The following is an 18372-nucleotide window of genomic DNA, read 5'->3' on the forward strand; positions in this document are numbered from 1 at the left end:
ACCCCCCATGAAGAAGTACCTGCTGCTCCCGCTGCTCGCCGCCTCGCTGGCCCTGGCCGCCTGCGGTAAATCCAACCCCGATTCGAAGAAGCTGGTGGTGGCCGCCACGGCCGTGCCGCACGCCGAGATCCTGGCGGTGGTCAAGCCGATCCTGCAGAAGGAAGGCCTGGAACTGGACGTGCGCGTGTTCAACGACTACGTGCAGCCCAACGACCAGCTGGTGCAGAAGCAGGTGGACGTCAACTACTTCCAGACCGAGCCCTACCTGGACGCCTACAACCGCGACCGCAAGACCAACCTGGTCAAGGTCATCGGCGTGCACATCGAGCCGTTCGGCGCTTACTCGCGCCGCTTCAAGTCGCTGGACGAGGTGCCGGTCGGCGCCGACGTGGTGATCCCCAACGACCCCAGCAACAACAGCCGCGCGCTGATCCTGCTGCACAAGGCCGGGCTGATCACGCTGAAGGACCCGACCAACGCGCTGGCCACCCAGCGCGACATCATCGCCAACCCGAAGCAGCTGAAGTTCCGCGAGCTGGACTCGGCCATGCTGCCGCGCGTGCTCGACCAGGTTGACCTGGCCCTGATCAACACCAACTACGCCCTGGATGCCGGGCTCAACCCGACCCAGGACGCGCTGGCGATCGAAAGCAAGGACTCGCCGTACGTGAACTTTCTGGTGGCGCGTCCGGACAACAAGGACGACGCCCGCGTGCAGCAGCTGGCCAAGGCGTTGACCAGCCCGGAAGTGAAGGCCTTCATCGCCGAGAAGTACAAGGGCGCGGTGCTTCCGGCGTTTTGACTGAGGTGGGTCCGACCCATGGTCGGACACCCCGCCAAAAAAGGTTCTTCCGGGTCTGTCGCGAGCATGTGGGCCCCGTCGCGGCCGGTAGGCCCCTGGTGCAAATGTGCCCCGGCCGCGGGGCGGCCTCCTCCTTTATTTTGCCCAGGAGCCTACCGGCTGCGACGGGGCTCGGCTTGCGGTATGGGCGGAAGGCAAGGCTTTTTCCTGTAGTCGTTGGGTCGGGCGCTGGGCCCCCATGCCCTTGGAGGCGAACTAAAGGGGGAGGGGCGGCCGCAGGCCGACGCCGGAGGACATTCGCCGGAAAGGGCATGGGGCCCAGCGCCCGATCCAACGACACCCGCGCCTGCAAAGGGCCCACGGTTCTGCTGGCCCCGCAGACGGGCGAAGACCCAAGAACTCACCCCACCCGGAACCCCATCGTGGCCTGTACCGCCTGCTGCCAGCCGGCGTACAGCGCCTCGCGCTGGTCCACCGCCATCTGCGGCATGAAGCGCCGGTCCACCGCCCACTGCGCGGCGATCTCGTCCCGGCTGCCCCAGAACCCCGTGGCGAGCCCGGCCAGGTAGGCCGCGCCCAGGGCAGTGGTTTCAGCCACCTGCGGGCGCACCACCGGCACGCCCAGGATGTCGCTCTGGAACTGCGCCATGAAGTCGTTGCCGATCGCACCGCCATCGGCGCGCAACTCCTTCAGTTCGATCCCGGCGTCGGCCTGCATCGCGGCCAGCACGTCGCGGGTCTGGTAGGCCATCGACTCCACGGCGGCACGGATGAAGTGCTCCTTACGCGTCCCGCGGGTGATGCCGAACATCGCCCCGCGCACGTCGCTGCGCCAGTACGGCGCGCCCAACCCCACAAACGCCGGCACCAGGTACACCCCGCCGGTGTCAGGCACGCGTTCGGCATAGGCCTGGCAGTCGCTGGACCTGCCGAACATGCGCAACCCGTCGCGCAGCCACTGCACCACCGAACCGGCGACGAAGATCGAACCCTCCAGTGCGTACTCCACCTTGCCGTCGATGCCCCAGGCCAGCGTGGTCAACAAGCCGTTGCGCGATACCACCGCCTTGTCGCCGGTGTTCATCAGCATGAAACAGCCGGTGCCGTAGGTGTTCTTGGCCATGCCGGGCTCGAAGCAGGCCTGCCCGAACAGCGCGGCCTGCTGGTCGCCGGCGATCCCGGCGATGGGAATCTGCTGGTCGAAGAAGAACTGCGCCTGGGTGGTGGCATACACCTCGCTGGAGCTGCGCACCGGCGGCAGCATCGCGCGCGGGATGTTGAACACCTGCAGCAGCTGGTCGTCCCACGCCAGGGTATGGATGTTGAACAGCAGCGTGCGCGCGGCATTGCTGTAGTCGGTCACGTGCGTGGTGCCACCGCTCAGGTTCCACACCAGCCAGCTGTCGATGGTGCCGAACAGCAGCTCGCCGCGCTCGGCGCGGGCCTGGGCGCCGTCCACGTGGTCCAGGATCCAGCGGATCTTGGTGGCCGAGAAATACGCATCGATCAGCAGCCCGGTGCGCTCACGCACCAGCGGCTCATGGCCTTCGGCCTGGAGCCGCTCGCAGATCGCATGGCTCTGCCGCGATTGCCACACGATGGCATTGTGGATCGGCTGGCCGGTGGCCTTGTCCCACACCACCGTGGTTTCGCGCTGGTTGGTGATGCCGATCGCGGCGATGCTGCGCGGGTCCACCTGCTCGCGGTTGAGCAGTTCGGTCAGCGTGGTGTAGACGCTGGTGAGGATCTCGCGCGGGTCATGTTCCACCCAGCCAGGCTGGGGAAACAGTTGGGTGAATTCGCGCTGCGCACTACCGACGCTGCGGCCGGCGCGGTCGAACAGGATCGCCCGCGAACTGGTGGTGCCCTGGTCGATCGCGAGCACGTACTGCTTGTCCATGCGTTGCTCCGTACAACGAATCAAGGGTGGCCCGGTCGGGGACGTGCCACGGCCAGCGCCCCAGCCTACGCCATCGCCGCCACCCGCTGCGCGACGTACTGGGCCAGTACGTCGCGTTGCGCCGCGTCCAGCCGCAGGCCCAGCTTGGTGCGGCGCCACAGCAGGTCATCCAGCGTGCGCACCCATTCGTGCGCGATCAGGTAATCCACTTCGCGCGTGTACAGGTCCGCGCCGAAACCGGTGCCCAGCTGCACCGTGCTGGCCGCGTCGCCGAGCACGGCACTGGCGCGGCTGCCGTAGCGTCGGGCCAGCGTGGCCAGCAGCGACGGCGGCACGCCCGGGTACTGCTCCTGCAGGCGTGCCAGCACCACCGGCGCAGCACCAATGTCGCCACCGGGCAAGGGCGCGCCGTCGGCGGTCCACGCCGGTTCGCCACGGCCCAGCGCCGCGCCGAGCTGGTCCACGGCCTCTTCGGCCAAGGTGCGGTAGGTGGTGAGCTTGCCGCCCAGTACGCTCAGCAGCGGGGCCTGGCTGGCATCCAGCTGCAGGCGGTAATCGCGGGTGACCTTGGCCGCGTCGTGGTGGTGGTCGGCCAGCAGCGGCCGCACCCCGCTGTACTGCCAGACCACGTCGGCCGGCTGCACCGGCGTGCGCAGCCAGCGGTTGGCCGCCGCGCACAGGTACGCCACCTCGCTGCTGGCGGCCTGCACCTGCGCCGGGTCGCCGTCGTAGTCCACGTCCGTGGTGCCGATCAGGGTGAAGTCCTGCTCGAACGGCACCACGAACACGATGCGCTGGTCCGGTTGCTGCAGCAGGTAGGCGCTGTCGTGTGCATACAGGCGGGGCACCACGATATGGCTGCCCTGTACCAGCCGCAGCCCGATCGGTGCGTCCATGCCAGCGCGCTCCAGCAGGTTGCCGGCCCAGGGCCCGGTCGCGTTGACCACGGCGCGGGTCCGCAGGCGCTGCACGCGGCCATCGGCGTGGCGCAACACCGCCCACCAGTGGTCACGGTGGCGGATCAGCTGTTCGCAGCGGGTGCGCACGTGGATCTGCGCGCCGCGTTCGTGTGCATCCAGTGCGTTGAGCACAACCAGCCGCGCATCATCCACGCGCGCATCGGAATAGCTGAAGCCCGTGCGGAAGCCCGGTTGCAGCGCCGCACCGCGCGGGTCGCTGTGCAGGTCCAGCCGCCGCGAGCGCGGGAACGCGCTGCCGGCCTGGCCCAGGTGGTCGTACAGCCACAGCCCGGCGTGCAGCATCCAGCCCGGCCGCAGGTGCGCGGCATGCGGCAGCACGAAGCGGGTAGGGACCACCAGGTGCGGGGCCAAGCGCTGCAGCACGCTGCGCTCGCGCAGTGCCTTGCGTACCAGCCCGAACTCGCCGTACTGCAGGTAGCGCAGGCCGCCGTGGATCAGCTTGGTACTGGCGCTGGAGGTGTGTGAGGCCAGGTCGTCCTGTTCGCACAGGCACACCGACCAGCCGCGCCCGGCCGCGTCGCGGGCAATGCCGGCACCGTTGATGCCGCCGCCCACCACCAGCACGTCGAGCAGGTCCTGTCCGGTTCCGGTATCGCCCATGCGCGCTCCCCGTTTCGCGTCAGGGCCAGTATTGCCGCGCGCGAGGCAAGACGGAATGAACGCCTGGCCGTGCGCCTGAAACAACAACGGGCCCGCGAGGGGCCCGTTGCGTTACTGCGTGTTGGCTGGCCGGTGCTTAGAAGCGGGCACCGATGCCGAAGCCGACGGTCCACGGATCCAGCTTGGCCTTGTCGCCGGTCTTGTCACCGTTGACGGTCAGTTCCGGGCGCGAATGCATGTAGCGGGCATCGGCACGGGCGAACCAGGTGCTGTTGATGTTCATGTCCACGCCCACGGTGCCGATGGCGCCCTTGGCGGTTTCCAGCCCGATGTGACCGACGTCGCTGGCCAGGTCTTCATTGCTGAAGTTGGACTCGTAGTAACCGACGCCCACGAACGGACGGAACACGTTGTCGGCCTGGCCGAAGTGGTACTGGCCGCTCAGCGCGATCGGCTGCTGCTCAACCGTGCCCAGGCGCGCACCGTTGGTGCCGCGCACGCGGTGGTCGAACTTGTCGGCTGCGCCCCACAGTTCCACGGCCCAGTTGTCGTTGATGTAGTAGCTGAAGCTGACCGTCGGCGCCGGGCCACCGTCTACCTTGCGCACGCCGTCGATGGGATCGTTCTTGGGCTGCAGCAGCGACACGCCGCCGACCACGGCAAAATGCTTGCCCGAGGCGGTGTCGTCAGTGGTGGTGGTGTCCTGCGCGAAAGCGGCCGGTGCAAAGGCCAGTGCGGTCAGGGTTGCCAGGGTCAGGGTACGGATGGAGCGCATGGGGGAATCTCCTCAGGTATTTTTTTGTTCTGGGCCCCGTTGCTTCCGGGGCGAGGCAAACGTAGTCCCCGCAACATGAATCGAATCCGACGCGCGTTAAATTTTAGTTTGTTCCGTTCAGCGAACAGCGGAAAATCCCTGCAATCGCGGGCAATTCGGCCGGCGAAGATGTTCATGCACCTGTTGGAGATGTGATGGAAGCAACCACGTGCATCGGCTTGCCCGCGCAGGTATCACCGCAGTGCCGCGTGCTGGTACTGGGCTCCATGCCCGGTGTGGCGTCGCTGCAGGCCGCGCAGTACTACGCACATCCGCGCAATCGGTTCTGGCCGTTGATGCAGTTGTTGTGCGGCGTGGAGGCAACGCTTGCCTACCCCGCGCGCATCGCCGAACTCAACGCGGCCGGCGTGGGCCTGTGGGATGTCATCGGGCGCTGCGAGCGACGTGGCAGCCTGGATGCGTCGATCGTGCGCGGCAGTGAAGTTCCCAATGCGCTGCCGACGCTGATTGCCGGGTTGCCCCGGCTGCAGGCCATCGCCTGCAACGGCGGCACTGCCCACCAGCTGTTCATGGCCCGCATTGCACCGGCGCTGCCGGTCACCGATGGCGCGCCGGTGGTCTGGTCGCTGCCGTCCACCAGCCCGGCCAATGCGGCCTGGCCGCTGCCCCGGCTGCAGGCGGCATGGCAGCCGCTGGCGGATGCGTTGCAGGGCTGAGGGCATGGCCCGGGCCGGACAATACGGTACCGACTGGAAAATACTGCTTCGTGCTGTACCAAGCACAAGCCCGCCAAGGCAGGCCACTGCAACAGCTTGTCCCGGGACAGGGGCAGCAAAAAATCGCCCAGCCGGTTGGCGCTGCCGCCTCCTGCCCTACAATAGGCGATTCCCTACACCAGATTGCCGGAGTTATCCCCATGGCCGAAATCAAGGAAGCACTTGTCCCCGATATCGGTGACTACAGCGATATCCCGGTAATCGAGGTGCTGGTCGCCGTTGGTGACACCGTCAAGAAGGACCAGGGCCTGGTCACGCTGGAATCGGACAAGGCCACGATGGAAGTGCCGTCCTCGGTGGCGGGCGTGGTCAAGGAGATCAAGGTCAAGATCGGCGACAACCTGTCCGAGGGCAAGGTCGTGGCGCTGATCGAAGTGGCCGAAGGCGAGGCCACGCCGGCCGCCGCCGCTGCCCCGGCTGCCGCCGCCAAGACCGAAGCCGCCGAGACCGCGACCAAGGTCGAGCCGGTTGCCGCCCCGGCGCAGCCGGACAAGCTGGCCGCCCGCGAGATCGAGCAGGCCGCCGCCAAGCCGACCCAGCCGGCCCCGGCCGCTGCGACCCCGTCGGCCGGCGCGCCGACCAGCCCGCCGGTGCAGTTCAACGCCGACAGCGTGCTGCCGCAGAAGGTGCCCTATGCCTCCCCGGCGGTGCGCGTGTTCGCCCGCGAACTGGGCGTGGACCTGAACCAGCTGAGCGGCACCGAGAAGGGTGGCCGCATCACCAAGGGCGACGTGCAGAAGTTCGTCAAGTCCGCACTGACCGGCGGCGTCGCTGCCAGCGGCGGCACCGTGGCTGCCGGTGGTGGCCTGAACCTGCTGCCGTGGCCGAAGGTGGACTTCAGCAAGTTCGGTGAGGTCGAGGTCCAGCCGCTGTCGCGGATCAAGAAGATCTCCGGCGCCAACCTGGCGCGCAACTGGGCCATGATCCCGCACGTCACCCAGTTCGAGCAGGCCGACATCACCGAGCTGGAGGCCCTGCGCGTGGCCCTGAACAAGGAAAACGAGAAGGCCGGCATCAAGCTGACCATGCTCGCCTTCCTGGTCAAGGCCAGTGCTGCGGCGCTGAAGAAGTTCCCCGAGTTCAACGCCTCGCTGGATGCCAGCGGCGAGAACCTGACCCTGAAGAAGTACTTCAACATTGGCTTCGCCGCCGATACGCCGAGCGGCCTGGTCGTGCCGGTGATCCGCGATGTCGACAAGAAGGGCGTGGTGCAGATCGCGCAGGAATCGGGCGAGCTGGCCAAGAAGGCGCGCGACGGCAAGCTGGGCCCGGCCGACATGAGCGGTGGCTGCTTCTCGATCAGCTCGCTGGGCGGGATCGGCGGCACCGCGTTCACCCCCATCGTCAATGCGCCGGAAGTGGCCATCCTGGGCGTGTCCAAGTCGTCGATCCAGCCGGTCTGGAACGGCAAGGAATTCGCCCCGAAGCTGATGCTGCCGCTGTCGCTGAGCTACGACCACCGCGTCATCGACGGTGCGCTGGCCGCCCGCTTCACCACCTACCTGTCGCAGGTGCTGGCCGACATGCGGCGCGTGCTGCTGTGAGGCAAGGCCTGGCGTTGCAGCCGGGCAGGGCCGCCATGAAGCCGGGCAGAGCTCGGCTCTACGTGGCTTTGGTGCTGGGCATGTTGCCGGCGGCGCAGGCGCTCGCGGCGGACTGCAGCTCCGGCCTCGGCCGCGGCTGGCCGCCGGCGGTGGGCAACTACGGCCAGGCCGTGGAAACCCTGTTCGAAGGCAAGGCACAGCCGGCGCTGTCGCTGGTGACCCTGCCCAAGAGCGGGGTTGAAACCGGCGTGGCACTGCTGCCGGGCACCCAGGAACAGGAATGGACGCTGCGTTACAGCCGCGCCGACAAGCGGGTCTACAGCTGGAACAACAGCGCCCGCCAGGGCGGTCTTGAACTGCGCGTGGACCAGGAGCCGGACCAGTACCAGGTCAGCATCCCGGCCGCGCTGGCACAGCGCCTGGTGCGCAGCTGGCAGGCCGCGCTGGACGCAGCGGTGCCAGCCGACCGCAAGGCGGCGGTGCTGGACGGCGAGGTGCTGTCCTTCCAGGTGGACGGGCAGCGCTTCAGCGGCCCGCGCCCGGAATGCGGTACCGGCAAGCTGATGATGAAACAGGTGGCGCTGCTGATCGAAGCCAGCGACACCAAGGAAAAGAAGCTCGACCGTCGCTGGAAAGATCTGGACGAGTCGCTCGACGAACTGCAGCAACTGCTCGCCGGCACCGCCGGCTGAGTACCAGGAGAACAACAATGGCCGCAATTGAAATCAAGGTTCCCGACATCGGCGATTACAGCGGTGTGCCGGTGATCGAACTGCTGGTTGCCGTGGGCGACACGGTGAAGAAGGACCAGGGTCTGGTCACGCTGGAGTCGGACAAGGCAACGCTGGAAGTGCCGTCGTCGGCCGCCGGCGTGGTCAAGGAAATCAAGGTCAAGCTCGGCGACAACCTGTCCGAAGGCGACGTGGTGCTGCTGCTGGACGCCGAAGGCGAGGCCGCCGCACCGGCCAGCAAGCCGCCGGTGACCCCGTCGCACCGCGCCCCGGCCGAACCGGCCGCGCCGCAGCCGGCGCTGTCGTCGGGCAAGCCGGCCGACATCGAATGCAAGATGGTGGTGCTGGGCGCCGGCCCGGGCGGTTACACCGCCGCGTTCCGCTCGGCCGACCTGGGCGTGGACACGGTGTTGATCGAGCGGTACGCCAGCCTCGGCGGCGTCTGCCTCAACGTGGGCTGCATTCCGTCCAAGGCGCTGCTGCATGCTGCCGCGGTGATCGATGAAGTCGCTCATGCCGGTGATTTCGGCGTCGAGTTCGGCGCGCCCACGATCACCCTGGACAAGCTGCGCGGCTACAAGGAAAAGGTGGTTACCCAGCTGACCAAGGGCCTGGCCGGCATGGCCAAGCAGCGCAAGGTGCGCACGGTGCAGGGCCTGGCCACGTTCGTGTCGGCCAACGAGCTGGAGATCGTCGGCGACGACGGCAAGACCCAGCTGCTGCGTTTTGAGCAGTGCATCATCGCCGCCGGTTCGCAGGCGGTGAAGCTGCCGAACTTCCCGTGGGACGACAAGCGCGTGATGGATTCCACCGATGCATTGGAGCTGGCCGAGGTGCCGGGTTCGTTGCTGGTGGTGGGCGGCGGCATCATCGGCCTGGAAATGGCGACGGTGTATGCGGCCCTGGGCAGCAAGGTGACGGTGGTGGAGTTCATGGACCAGCTGATGCCGGGCGCCGACAAGGACCTGGTGAAGCCGCTGGCCGACCGTCTGAAGAAGCAGGGCGTGGAGGTTCACCTGAAGACCAAGGCGTCGGGCGTGAGCGCCGATGCCAAGGGCATCACGGTGACCTTCGAGGCCGCCACCGAAGGCGAGACGCCCGCGCTGGCGCAGGGCACCTTCGACCGCGTGCTGGTGGCCGTGGGCCGCTCGCCGAACGGCAAGAAGATCGGGGCCGAGAAGGCCGGCGTGCAGGTCACCGAGCGTGGCTTCATTCCGGTGGACCGCCAGATGCGCACCAACGTGCCGCATATCTTCGCCATCGGCGACATCGTGGGTAACCCGATGCTGGCGCACAAGGCTACGCACGAGGGCAAGCTGGCCGCGGAAGTGGCCTCGGGCGAGAAGAAGGAGTGGGTGGCGCGGGTGATTCCGTCGGTGGCCTACACCAATCCGGAAATCGCCTGGGTGGGCGTGACCGAGACCGAGGCGAAGGCCAAGGGTCTGAAGGTGGGCGTGGCGAAGTTCCCGTGGGCGGCCAGTGGCCGTGCGATCGGTATCGGTCGTACCGAGGGCTTCACCAAGCTGATCTTCGATGAGGAGACGCACCGCATCATCGGTGGCGCGATCGTGGGCGTGCACGCCGGCGACCTGCTGGCCGAGATCGGGCTGGCGATCGAGATGGGCGCGGAGGCCGAGGACATCGGTCACACCATCCACGCGCACCCGACGCTGAGCGAATCGGTGGCGATGGCTGCGGAAATCTACGACGGCACGATCACCGATCTGTACATGCCCAAGAAGCGGTAAATCACGACCGTTGGTCGTGACACCGGTTCAACAAAAACCCCGGCAAACGCCGGGGTTTTTCGTTGCTGCGTGGCGCGGGGCGGTGCTGTGTCTTTGCCTGCTCTGGTCGCGACCGGATGGGCCCCTTCGTGACCGGCAGGCCTTTCTGCAAATGTCCCCCGGCGCCGGCCTGCGGCCGTCACCTCCTCCTTTATTTTGCGAAAGACCTGCCGGCCACGAAGGGGCTCCGCTTGCTGCAAGAAACAGCGTTACCTCCGCGCTCCTGCCTTCAGAAGCCGGGACGCCCGCCCAGCGCTCGACGCGCCCCGCCGTTGCCTGCTGACGTCGACACAAACAAAAAACGCGACAACAGGTTGCCCTGTTGCCGCGCTCGGAGAGAGGTGCTGCGGTTGCTTAGAAGGTGAGGCTGATGCCGGCCACCGGGCCCTTGAATTCCTGCTTCAGGCCGATGGTGCCGTCGCTGCCCTTCTGGTCAACGTCCAGCTTGAACCAGTCGTAGCCGGCGAACACGCCGAAGTTCTTGGTCAGGCGGTAATCCACGATCGCATTGGCGCGGGTCAGGTCGCCCTTGTAGTCGTCGAAGTTGCCCCAGCTCGTGTTGAGGTACTGGCCCTGCAGCGTGATCAGCCACTTTTCCGACGGCGTGAAGCTCATGCGGGCGCCCACCACCGGGGCCACACCGTCGGCCTTCTCGTCGAGGAAGCGGCCCTGGTACAGATCACCCACGTCGGCATAGGCCTTGGTGCTCACCTTGGCGTACTCGGCACCCAGCTGCAGGCCCAGGTCGAACTTCTCGGTGTCCACCACCGAGTAGTCGTACACCAGGCTGGCCACCTGATACTTCAGCTCGCCCTTGACGAAGCTGTCCGCCGGCACCGTCACGCCGCCGTAGGAAATGTCCTGGCCGAGCGTCTCGCGGCGGTCCTTGTCGTACTTGAAGTAGTTGAACAGCAGGCGCTGGCGGTCGCTGATGCGGAACATACCGTCGATGCGCGGCTCCCACTCCTTGCCACCCAGCTTGAAGTCCTCGGAGAAGCCCACGTCCTGGCCGGCAACGGTGGTGTTGCCACGGATCGTATTGTCCGAATCGATGTTCATCGCGCCCAGGCGCAGGGCGAAGCGATCATCACCTTCAGCGGCGCTGGCAGTGTTGGCGTGGGTCAGTGCCGCCATGGCCAGCGGCAGGGCGAGCAGGGGGAGCATCAGGCGCATCGGTGTGTGTCCTTGCAGTGATTCATTGATGTGGAATCACTTTGCCCAGCGCCGCGTCCACCATTCGTGAACGTATGGTGGACGCTGTGTGTACCGTTCATGCACCGGGGCGTGCCGTCGGTCACATCGGTGGCCGCAACGCGCTCTGTAGCCCGTTCAGGCAACCACCGTGGCGCGGATTCGGCGCCAGCGCCCGGGCCACGGCCGGAAAAAAAGTGGCCCCGGAGAGAGTTCGGGGCCACTTTGGGGTGCCAGACCTGCCACAAGGGCGTCGACGAGGATCGAAATGCGCAGGTCGATTGATCTGACCTGACCCTGCGACCAAAGTTCAATTGGTGCGTCGCAACAGGCGCAGAGCCAGTCAGGCCGGGATTAGCCCGCCGGTGGAACGCAAAATCTGTGGCGATGCAGCAACTTGCGGCTATCCGGGATGAACAGGGGGCGGTTGTCTCGCAAATTGTCCCGTTGCTATAATTTGGCGGCTCGACGGGGCGCTTGCTTGCGACCTCGGCCTTTCTACTCAAGATCTTGCAGGACATACGTGTGCTGAACTCCGTTGATTCGGGTCGGCGACTGATGCTGCGCGCAGCGGTTTACCCGCTGGCTGCAGTGGCTGTCCTGGCTCTGGCCTTCCTGCTGCTGGCAGGAACGATGTACGCCCTGGGGGCGCTGGCATCGGGTGTGGCGGTGTCGGCCGGTGGTTGGGTCGCGGCGCGCATGGCGTTGGGTGGCGGGGTGCAGGCGGCTGGATCGGCAATGACCCGCCTGATCCTGGCCGTGGTGGCAAAGTGGGTACTCGTTTTCGGTGTCCTGATGGTGGGGTTCCTGGTCTTCAAGCTGCCTGCATTGGCGCTGTTGGCCGGTATCGCCGTCGGGTTGATGTTCCAGGTCCTGGCTCTGGCCAGGCGCTGATCCCCTTTATTTAACTCAAGGTTCCGGACACATGGCAGGCGAGGCGCTGACACCCACCTCCTACATCCAACATCACCTGCACAACCTGACGTTCCATATGCAGGAAGGTGGTTTCTGGGCGATCCACGTCGACACCATGGTGACTTCGGTCCTGATGGGCCTGTTGATGGTGTTCGGCTTCTGGATGGCAACCCGCAAGGCCACCGCCGGCGTGCCGGGCAAGTGGCAGGCGTTCGTGGAGATCTGCCTGGAGTTCGTTGACCGCCAGGCCAAGGACACCTACCACGGCACCAGCAAGCTGGTGACCCCGATCGCCATCACGATCTTCTTCTGGATCCTCCTGATGAACCTCATCAAGATGATCCCGGCCGACTTCATCGCCCTGCCGCTGGAAGCCCTCGGCGTGCCGTACTGGAAGCCGGTCCCCACCGCCGACGTCAATGCCACCCTGGGCATGTCGATCAGCGTGTTCTTCCTGATGCTGTTCTTCGCGTTGCGTGCCAAGGGTATTGGTGGCTTCACCAAGGAATTCCTGACCGCACCGTTCGGCAAGTGGATGATGCCGTTCAACCTGATCCTCAACATCGTCGAGTGGCTCAGCAAGCCGATCTCGCTGGCGATGCGACTGTTCGGCAACATGTTCGGCGGCGAAATCGTCTTCCTGCTGATCTGGGTGCTGGGCAGCGCGGGTATCGCCGGCGCCATCGCAGGCGGTGCATTCGGCCTGGGCTGGATGCTGTTCCATCTGCTGGTGATTCCGCTGCAGGCCTTCATCTTCATGATGTTGTCCATCGTGTACCTGAGCCTGTCGGAAGACGCTCACTGAGTTTTCGCTTCACCCTTCATCCGTTTGTTTCTAAACCCTTAGCTATTCAAAGTTCCAGGAGAAAACCATGTACCTCGCCGTCCTGACCAACCTCGCCCAAGTCCAGAGCTCCACCGTCCTCGCCGTCGGCATCATGATCGGCCTGGCCGCGCTCGGTGCCGGTCTTGGTCTGGCCATCATGTCCGGTAAGTTCCTGGAATCGGCTGCCCGCCAGCCGGAACTGATTCCGGTCCTGCAGGTCCGCATGTTCATCACCGCCGGCCTGATCGACGCCGCGTTCATCATCTCGGTCGCCGTCGGCCTGCTGCTGGCCTTCGCCAACCCGACCATCGGCGAGTTCGTTGCCCGTCTGCCGGCCGTTGCAGGCTGATCCAGCGAAAGCGAAACGATCAGGCGCCGTGTGCGCCTGATCGCGGATGAAGGAAAGGCTGCGCCGCCTTGGGCGGCGCAACCACCCCATCACCCCAGATTGAGCGAACCCCATGGATATCGGTTTTACCCTCGTTGCCCAGGCACTGGCTTTCGCCGGTCTGATCTGGATCATCGCGACCAAGATCTGGCCGCCGTTGATGAACGCCATCGAAGAGCGCCAGCAGAAGATCGCTGAAGGCCTCGCCGCTGCTGACCGCAGCCAGAAGGATCTGGCCCAGGCGCAGGAAAAGGTCAACGAAGCACTGAAGGATGCACGCGGCAAGGCCAACGAGATCATCGACCAGGCCCACGCGCGCGCCAACCAGATCGTTGAAGCCGCCAAGAATGAAGCCATCGCCGAAGCGAACCGCCAGAAAGATCTGGCCCACGCTGAAATCGAGGCTGCCGCCAACCGTGCCCGTGAAGATCTGCGCAAGCAGGTATCCGCACTGGCCGTGAGCGGTGCCGAAAAGCTGCTCAAGCGCGAAATCGACGCCAACGCCCACAAGGCGCTGCTCGACGAGCTGGCATCGGAGATCTGATCGATGAGCCAGGCCCTCACGCTTGCACGCCCGTATGCCCGCGCCGCGTTCGCGACCGCGCGCGACGAAGGCACGTTCGCGCCGTGGTCGGACGCGCTTGCGTTCTCCGCCCATGTAGCCGCCGACCCACGCGTGGCGGCCTTGCTGTCGAATCCGGAACTGGACCGCGGCGATGCCGTCGCGTTGCTGGTGCCGGAATCGTCCAGCGAGACCTTCGGTCGCTTCCTGGCCATCCTGGCCGAAGCGCACCGTCTGCCGCTGCTGCCGGAAATCGCCGGCATGTACGACCAGCTGCGCGCCGACGCCGAACACGTGGTCAAGGCCACCGTGACCTCGGCCACGGAACTGTCCGCCGCTGAACTGGACGCCATCAAGGCCGCGCTGCGCAAGCGCTTCGGTCGTGAAGTGGACGTCTCGACCGCAGTCGATGCTTCGTTGATCGGCGGTGCCGTCATCGACGCCGGCGACGTGGTCATCGATGGCTCGCTCAAGGGCAAGCTGTCGCGCCTGCAGACCGCGCTCGCTAACTGAATTCATTTAACGTCCGGCGTGATCGCCGGCACTAGGACTTGACGATGGCAACCACGCTCAACCCCTCCGAAATCAGCGAACTGATCAAGAACCGCATCGAGAAGGTCAAGCTGGCCGCGGAATCGCGCAACGAAGGCACCGTGACCAGCGTGTCCGACGGCATCGTGCGCATCTTCGGTCTGGCCGACGTGATGCAGGGCGAAATGATCGAACTGCCGAACAACACCTTCGCCCTGGCCCTGAACCTGGAGCGCGACTCGGTCGGCGCCGTGGTCCTGGGTGGCTATGAGCACCTGCGCGAAGGCGACGTCGCCAAGACCACCGGTCGTATCCTGGAAGTGCCAGTGGGTCCGGAAATGCTCGGCCGCGTGGTAAACGCGCTGGGCGAGCCGATCGACGGCAAGGGCCCGATCGCTGCACAGGCCACCGCGCCGGTGGAGCGCGTTGCCCCGGGCGTGATCTGGCGCAAGTCGGTCGACCAGCCGGTGCAGACCGGTTACAAGTCGGTCGACTCCATGATTCCGATCGGCCGCGGCCAGCGCGAGCTGGTCATCGGTGACCGCCAGACCGGCAAGACCGCCCTGGCCATCGATGCGGTGATCAACCAGAAGAGCACCGGCATCAAGTGCGTGTACGTCGCGATCGGCCAGAAGGCCTCGACCGTGGCCAACATCGTGCGCAAGCTGGAAGAGAACGGCGCCCTGGCGCACACCGTGGTGGTGGCTGCCACCGCGTCCGAATCGGCCGCGATGCAGTACATCAGCGCCTACTCGGGCTGCACCATGGGTGAGTACTTCATGGACCGCGGCGAAGACGCGCTGATCGTGTACGACGATCTGTCCAAGCAGGCCGTTGCCTACCGCCAGATCTCGCTGCTGCTGAAGCGTCCGCCGGGCCGCGAAGCCTACCCGGGTGACGTGTTCTACCTGCACTCCCGCCTGCTCGAGCGCGCTGCCCGCGTGTCCGAAGAGTATGTGGAGAAGTTCACCAACGGCGCCGTCAAGGGCAAGACCGGCTCGCTCACCGCGCTGCCGATCATCGAAACCCAGGCCGGTGACGTCTCGGCGTTCGTGCCGACCAACGTGATCTCGATCACCGACGGCCAGATCTTCCTGGAAACCGATCTGTTCAACTCGGGCATCCGCCCGGCCGTGAACGCCGGTATCTCGGTGTCGCGCGTCGGTGGTGCGGCCCAGACCAAGATCATCAAGAAGCTGTCCGGCGGCATCCGTATCTCGCTGGCCCAGTACCGCGAGCTGGCTGCGTTCGCGCAGTTCGCCTCGGACCTGGACGAAGCCACCCGCAAGCAGCTTGAGCGCGGTCAGCGCGTCACCGAGCTGATGAAGCAGAAGCAGTACGCCCCGATGTCGATCGCCAACCAGGCGCTGACCATCTACGCCGTCAACGAGGGTTACCTCGACGACGTGCCGGTCAACAAGCTGCTGGCACTGGAAGAGGGCCTGCACGCCCACTTCGCCAACACCCAGGGCGAGCTGATCAGCAAGATCAACGCCACCGGCGGTTGGGACAACGACATCGAAGCGGCCTTCAAGAAGGGCATCGCCGAGTTCAAGACCACCGGCAGCTGGTAAGCCGCATGTGTGGCGGGGCCTGACGGCCTCGCTTCACCGTTGAATGGCAGCGGGGCAGAGCCCCGCTATACGGGAAGAAGAGATGGCAAGCGGACGCGAAATCAAAACCAAGATCAAGAGCGTGCAGAACACCCGCAAGGTGACGCGCGCGCTCGAAATGGTCTCGGCCTCCAAAATCCGCAAGGCGCAGGAGCGGATGAAGACGTCGCGTCCGTATGCGCAGGCGATGAAGCAGGTGATCGGTCATCTGGCCCAGGCCAGCACCGATTACCAGCATCCGTTCCTGGTCCAGCGTGACGAGGTGAAGCGGGTCGGTTACATCGTGATCTCCTCCGACCGCGGCCTGGCCGGCGGCCTGAACAACAACCTGTTCCGCAAGATGCTGGGCGAAGTCCGCCAGTACCAGGACAAGGGTGCCGAGATCGACGTGGTGACGGTGGGCCAGAAGGCCTCGACCTTCTTCCGCCGCATCAAGGTCAACATGGTGGGCAGCGTCACCCACATGGGCGACGTGCCGCACCTGGAACAGCTGATCGGCGTGATCAAGGTCATGCTCGATGCCTTCACCGAAGGCAAGGTCGACCGCGTGTACCTGGTCTACAACCGCTTCATCAACACGATGACGCAGAAGGCCAGCTTCGACCAGCTGCTGCCGTTGCCGGCCGCTGAGAAGCAGGTCGCGCACCACGACTGGGACTACCTGTACGAACCCGACGCCGCGACCGTGCTGGAGCACGTGATGACGCGTTACGTCGAGTCGCTGGTGTACCAGGCGGTTCTGGAAAACGTCGCGTCCGAGCATGCAGCCCGCATGGTCGCGATGAAGTCGGCAAGCGACAACGCGAACAAGCTGATCGGAACCCTGCAGCTGGTCTACAACAAGGCCCGCCAGGCAGCGATCACCCAGGAAATTTCCGAAATCGTCGGCGGCGCGGCAGCAGTCTGACGCGCACAGTCAAAGCACACATTAGAGGATTGCAGCAATGAGTCAGGGCAAGATCGTTCAGATCATCGGCGCCGTCGTCGACGTCGAATTCCCCCGCGAGTCGGTGCCGAAGGTGTACCACGCGCTGAAGGTGGACAACACCGAAATCACGCTGGAAGTGCAGCAGCAGCTGGGCGACGGCGTGGTCCGTTGCATCGCGCTGGGCTCCACCGACGGCCTGAAGCGCAACCTGGTGGCCACCAACACCGAACGCGCCATCTCGGTGCCGGTCGGTGCAGGCACCCTGGGCCGCATCATGGACGTGCTGGGTCGTCCGATCGACGAAGCCGGTCCGGTGACCGCCAGCGACACGTGGGAAATCCACCGTGAAGCCCCGTCGTACGAAGACCAGTCCCCGGCCACCGAGCTGCTGGAAACCGGCATCAAGGTCATCGACCTGATGTGCCCGTTCGCCAAGGGCGGCAAGGTCGGCCTGTTCGGCGGCGCCGGCGTCGGCAAGACCGTCAACATGATGGAACTGATCAACAACATCGCCAAGGCGCACAGCGGCCTGTCCGTGTTCGCCGGCGTGGGTGAGCGTACCCGTGAGGGCAACGACTTCTACCACGAGATGAAGGACTCCAACGTCCTGGACAAGGTCGCGATGGTGTACGGCCAGATGAACGAGCCGCCGGGCAACCGCCTGCGCGTCGCGCTGACCGGCCTGACCATGGCCGAGTACTTCCGCGACGAGAAGGACGAAAACGGCAAGGGCAAGGACGTGCTGCTGTTCGTCGACAACATCTACCGCTACACCCTGGCCGGTACCGAAGTGTCGGCACTGCTGGGTCGTATGCCGTCGGCAGTGGGCTATCAGCCGACCCTGGCCGAGGAAATGGGCGTCCTGCAGGAGCGCATCACCTCGACCAAGAATGGCTCGATCACCTCGATCCAGGCCGTGTACGTGCCCGCCGATGACTTGACCGATCCGTCGCCGGCCACCACCTTCGCCCACCTGGATTCGACCGTGACCCTGTCGCGTTCGATCGCCTCGCTGGGTATCTACCCGGCCGTGGATCCGCTGGATTCGACCAGCCGCCAGATGGACCCGCTGGTCATCGGCAACGAACACTACGACACCGCCCAGCGCGTCCAGCAGACCTTGCAGAAGTACAAGGAACTGAAGGACATCATCGCCATCCTGGGCATGGACGAACTGTCCGAAGAAGACAAGCAGGCCGTGACCCGCGCCCGCAAGATCGAGCGCTTCTTCAGCCAGCCGTTCCACGTGGCCGAAGTGTTCACCGGCTCGCCGGGCAAGTACGTGACCCTGAAGGACACCATCCGTGGCTTCAAGGCCATCGTCGATGGCGAGTACGACCACCTGCCGGAGCAGGCGTTCTACATGGTCGGCAGCATCGAAGAAGCGGTCGAGAAGGCCAAGAAGATGGCCGAGAAGGCCTGATGCGGCGGGGACGGGCACACGCCCGTCCCGACCGTGACACGGGGTGGGCATCTGCCCACCGCTGCGGAATCCCTGCGGTGGGTCACACCCGCCCCCTAGC

General features: G+C 65.7%; 17 protein-coding genes. 13 read left to right on the plus strand and 4 right to left on the minus strand.

Features of this window, described 5'->3' with window-relative positions:
- Nucleotides 1-7: 7 nt before the first annotated feature.
- On the plus strand, nucleotides 8-802 hold the full coding sequence (locus AC6CHL_RS15515; protein ID WP_141059467.1) for a MetQ/NlpA family ABC transporter substrate-binding protein: 795 nt from the start codon (nucleotides 8-10) through the stop codon (nucleotides 800-802).
- A gap of 400 nt (nucleotides 803-1202) precedes the next feature.
- Here the strand turns inward: AC6CHL_RS15515 and glpK are convergent, their stop codons facing one another.
- From glpK to AC6CHL_RS15530, 3 genes are all read right to left on the minus strand, one after another.
- Complete coding sequence (gene glpK, locus AC6CHL_RS15520) at nucleotides 1203-2702, minus strand: glycerol kinase GlpK (RefSeq protein ID WP_137190443.1); 1500 nt, start codon at nucleotides 2700-2702, stop codon at nucleotides 1203-1205.
- Nucleotides 2703-2767: 65 nt separating this feature from the next.
- A complete protein-coding gene (glpD, locus tag AC6CHL_RS15525) occupies nucleotides 2768-4282 on the minus strand; it encodes a glycerol-3-phosphate dehydrogenase (protein WP_498295213.1) in 1515 nt (504 codons plus the stop codon).
- A gap of 136 nt (nucleotides 4283-4418) precedes the next feature.
- A complete protein-coding gene (locus AC6CHL_RS15530; protein WP_038686081.1) occupies nucleotides 4419-5057 on the minus strand; it encodes an OmpW/AlkL family protein in 639 nt (212 codons plus the stop codon).
- 191 nt (nucleotides 5058-5248) lie between these two features.
- Here AC6CHL_RS15530 and AC6CHL_RS15535 point away from each other — a divergent pair, with 191 nt between their 5' ends.
- From AC6CHL_RS15535 to lpdA, 4 genes are all read left to right on the plus strand, one after another.
- A complete protein-coding gene (locus tag AC6CHL_RS15535) occupies nucleotides 5249-5773 on the plus strand; it encodes a DNA-deoxyinosine glycosylase (RefSeq protein WP_498295215.1) in 525 nt (174 codons plus the stop codon).
- Between the two features lie 200 nt (nucleotides 5774-5973).
- On the plus strand, nucleotides 5974-7377 hold the full coding sequence (gene aceF, locus AC6CHL_RS15540) for a dihydrolipoyllysine-residue acetyltransferase (RefSeq protein WP_498295217.1): 1404 nt from the start codon (nucleotides 5974-5976) through the stop codon (nucleotides 7375-7377).
- A 35-nt stretch (nucleotides 7378-7412) separates the two neighbouring features.
- The gene (locus AC6CHL_RS15545; RefSeq protein ID WP_448134465.1) at nucleotides 7413-8069 is read left to right on the plus strand and encodes a hypothetical protein; all 657 of its coding nucleotides are present in this window, start codon (nucleotides 7413-7415) and stop codon (nucleotides 8067-8069) included.
- 17 nt (nucleotides 8070-8086) lie between these two features.
- Nucleotides 8087-9856, plus strand: coding sequence for a dihydrolipoyl dehydrogenase (gene lpdA, locus AC6CHL_RS15550; protein WP_498295218.1), 1770 nt, complete (start codon nucleotides 8087-8089; stop codon nucleotides 9854-9856).
- 393 nt (nucleotides 9857-10249) lie between these two features.
- Here the strand turns inward: lpdA and AC6CHL_RS15555 are convergent, their stop codons facing one another.
- Entirely contained in the window at nucleotides 10250-11059 is an 810-nt protein-coding gene (locus AC6CHL_RS15555; protein ID WP_425598308.1) for a hypothetical protein, read from the minus strand.
- Nucleotides 11060-11611: 552 nt separating this feature from the next.
- On the opposite strand from AC6CHL_RS15555, the gene AC6CHL_RS15560 reads away from it, so the two are divergent.
- From AC6CHL_RS15560 to atpD, 8 genes are all read left to right on the plus strand, one after another.
- Nucleotides 11612-11980, plus strand: a complete 369-nt coding sequence (locus AC6CHL_RS15560; RefSeq protein ID WP_181394075.1) for a hypothetical protein — start codon at nucleotides 11612-11614, stop codon at nucleotides 11978-11980.
- 31 nt (nucleotides 11981-12011) lie between these two features.
- On the plus strand, nucleotides 12012-12806 hold the full coding sequence (gene atpB, locus AC6CHL_RS15565) for a F0F1 ATP synthase subunit A (protein WP_038686091.1): 795 nt from the start codon (nucleotides 12012-12014) through the stop codon (nucleotides 12804-12806).
- 67 nt (nucleotides 12807-12873) lie between these two features.
- Nucleotides 12874-13176 (plus strand): F0F1 ATP synthase subunit C, encoded by a 303-nt coding sequence (gene atpE, locus AC6CHL_RS15570; protein WP_038686092.1) that lies wholly within the window; start codon nucleotides 12874-12876, stop codon nucleotides 13174-13176.
- A gap of 112 nt (nucleotides 13177-13288) precedes the next feature.
- Nucleotides 13289-13759, plus strand: a complete 471-nt coding sequence (locus tag AC6CHL_RS15575) for a F0F1 ATP synthase subunit B (protein WP_038686094.1) — start codon at nucleotides 13289-13291, stop codon at nucleotides 13757-13759.
- A gap of 3 nt (nucleotides 13760-13762) precedes the next feature.
- Nucleotides 13763-14290, plus strand: a complete 528-nt coding sequence (locus tag AC6CHL_RS15580; protein ID WP_128097914.1) for a F0F1 ATP synthase subunit delta — start codon at nucleotides 13763-13765, stop codon at nucleotides 14288-14290.
- A gap of 44 nt (nucleotides 14291-14334) precedes the next feature.
- Entirely contained in the window at nucleotides 14335-15882 is a 1548-nt protein-coding gene (atpA, locus tag AC6CHL_RS15585; RefSeq protein ID WP_038686097.1) for a F0F1 ATP synthase subunit alpha, read from the plus strand.
- A gap of 82 nt (nucleotides 15883-15964) precedes the next feature.
- Complete coding sequence (gene atpG, locus AC6CHL_RS15590) at nucleotides 15965-16828, plus strand: F0F1 ATP synthase subunit gamma (protein ID WP_038686099.1); 864 nt, start codon at nucleotides 15965-15967, stop codon at nucleotides 16826-16828.
- 37 nt (nucleotides 16829-16865) lie between these two features.
- A complete protein-coding gene (gene atpD, locus AC6CHL_RS15595) occupies nucleotides 16866-18272 on the plus strand; it encodes a F0F1 ATP synthase subunit beta (RefSeq protein WP_038686100.1) in 1407 nt (468 codons plus the stop codon).
- Nucleotides 18273-18372: the final 100 nt, after the last annotated feature.

The sequence above is a fragment of the Stenotrophomonas sp. GQ19 genome, assembly GCF_059758695.1.

What these genes read in the sequence shown, in the direction of transcription:
- lpdA (WP_498295218.1), top strand. Translation starts at nt 8,087, where the DNA reads ATGGCCGCAATTGAAATCAAGGTTCCCGACATCGGCGATTACAGCGGT.
- atpA (WP_038686097.1), top strand. Translation starts at nt 14,335, where the DNA reads ATGGCAACCACGCTCAACCCCTCCGAAATCAGCGAACTGATCAAGAAC.
- AC6CHL_RS15555 (WP_425598308.1), bottom strand. Translation starts at nt 11,059, where the DNA reads ATGCTCCCCCTGCTCGCCCTGCCGCTGGCCATGGCGGCACTGACCCAC.
- AC6CHL_RS15580 (WP_128097914.1), top strand. Translation starts at nt 13,763, where the DNA reads ATGAGCCAGGCCCTCACGCTTGCACGCCCGTATGCCCGCGCCGCGTTC.
- atpE (WP_038686092.1), top strand. Translation starts at nt 12,874, where the DNA reads ATGTACCTCGCCGTCCTGACCAACCTCGCCCAAGTCCAGAGCTCCACC.
- glpK (WP_137190443.1), bottom strand. Translation starts at nt 2,702, where the DNA reads ATGGACAAGCAGTACGTGCTCGCGATCGACCAGGGCACCACCAGTTCG.
- atpD (WP_038686100.1), top strand. Translation starts at nt 16,866, where the DNA reads ATGAGTCAGGGCAAGATCGTTCAGATCATCGGCGCCGTCGTCGACGTC.
- AC6CHL_RS15515 (WP_141059467.1), top strand. Translation starts at nt 8, where the DNA reads ATGAAGAAGTACCTGCTGCTCCCGCTGCTCGCCGCCTCGCTGGCCCTG.
- AC6CHL_RS15545 (WP_448134465.1), top strand. Translation starts at nt 7,413, where the DNA reads ATGAAGCCGGGCAGAGCTCGGCTCTACGTGGCTTTGGTGCTGGGCATG.
- atpB (WP_038686091.1), top strand. Translation starts at nt 12,012, where the DNA reads ATGGCAGGCGAGGCGCTGACACCCACCTCCTACATCCAACATCACCTG.
- AC6CHL_RS15530 (WP_038686081.1), bottom strand. Translation starts at nt 5,057, where the DNA reads ATGCGCTCCATCCGTACCCTGACCCTGGCAACCCTGACCGCACTGGCC.
- atpG (WP_038686099.1), top strand. Translation starts at nt 15,965, where the DNA reads ATGGCAAGCGGACGCGAAATCAAAACCAAGATCAAGAGCGTGCAGAAC.
- AC6CHL_RS15575 (WP_038686094.1), top strand. Translation starts at nt 13,289, where the DNA reads ATGGATATCGGTTTTACCCTCGTTGCCCAGGCACTGGCTTTCGCCGGT.
- aceF (WP_498295217.1), top strand. Translation starts at nt 5,974, where the DNA reads ATGGCCGAAATCAAGGAAGCACTTGTCCCCGATATCGGTGACTACAGC.
- glpD (WP_498295213.1), bottom strand. Translation starts at nt 4,282, where the DNA reads ATGGGCGATACCGGAACCGGACAGGACCTGCTCGACGTGCTGGTGGTG.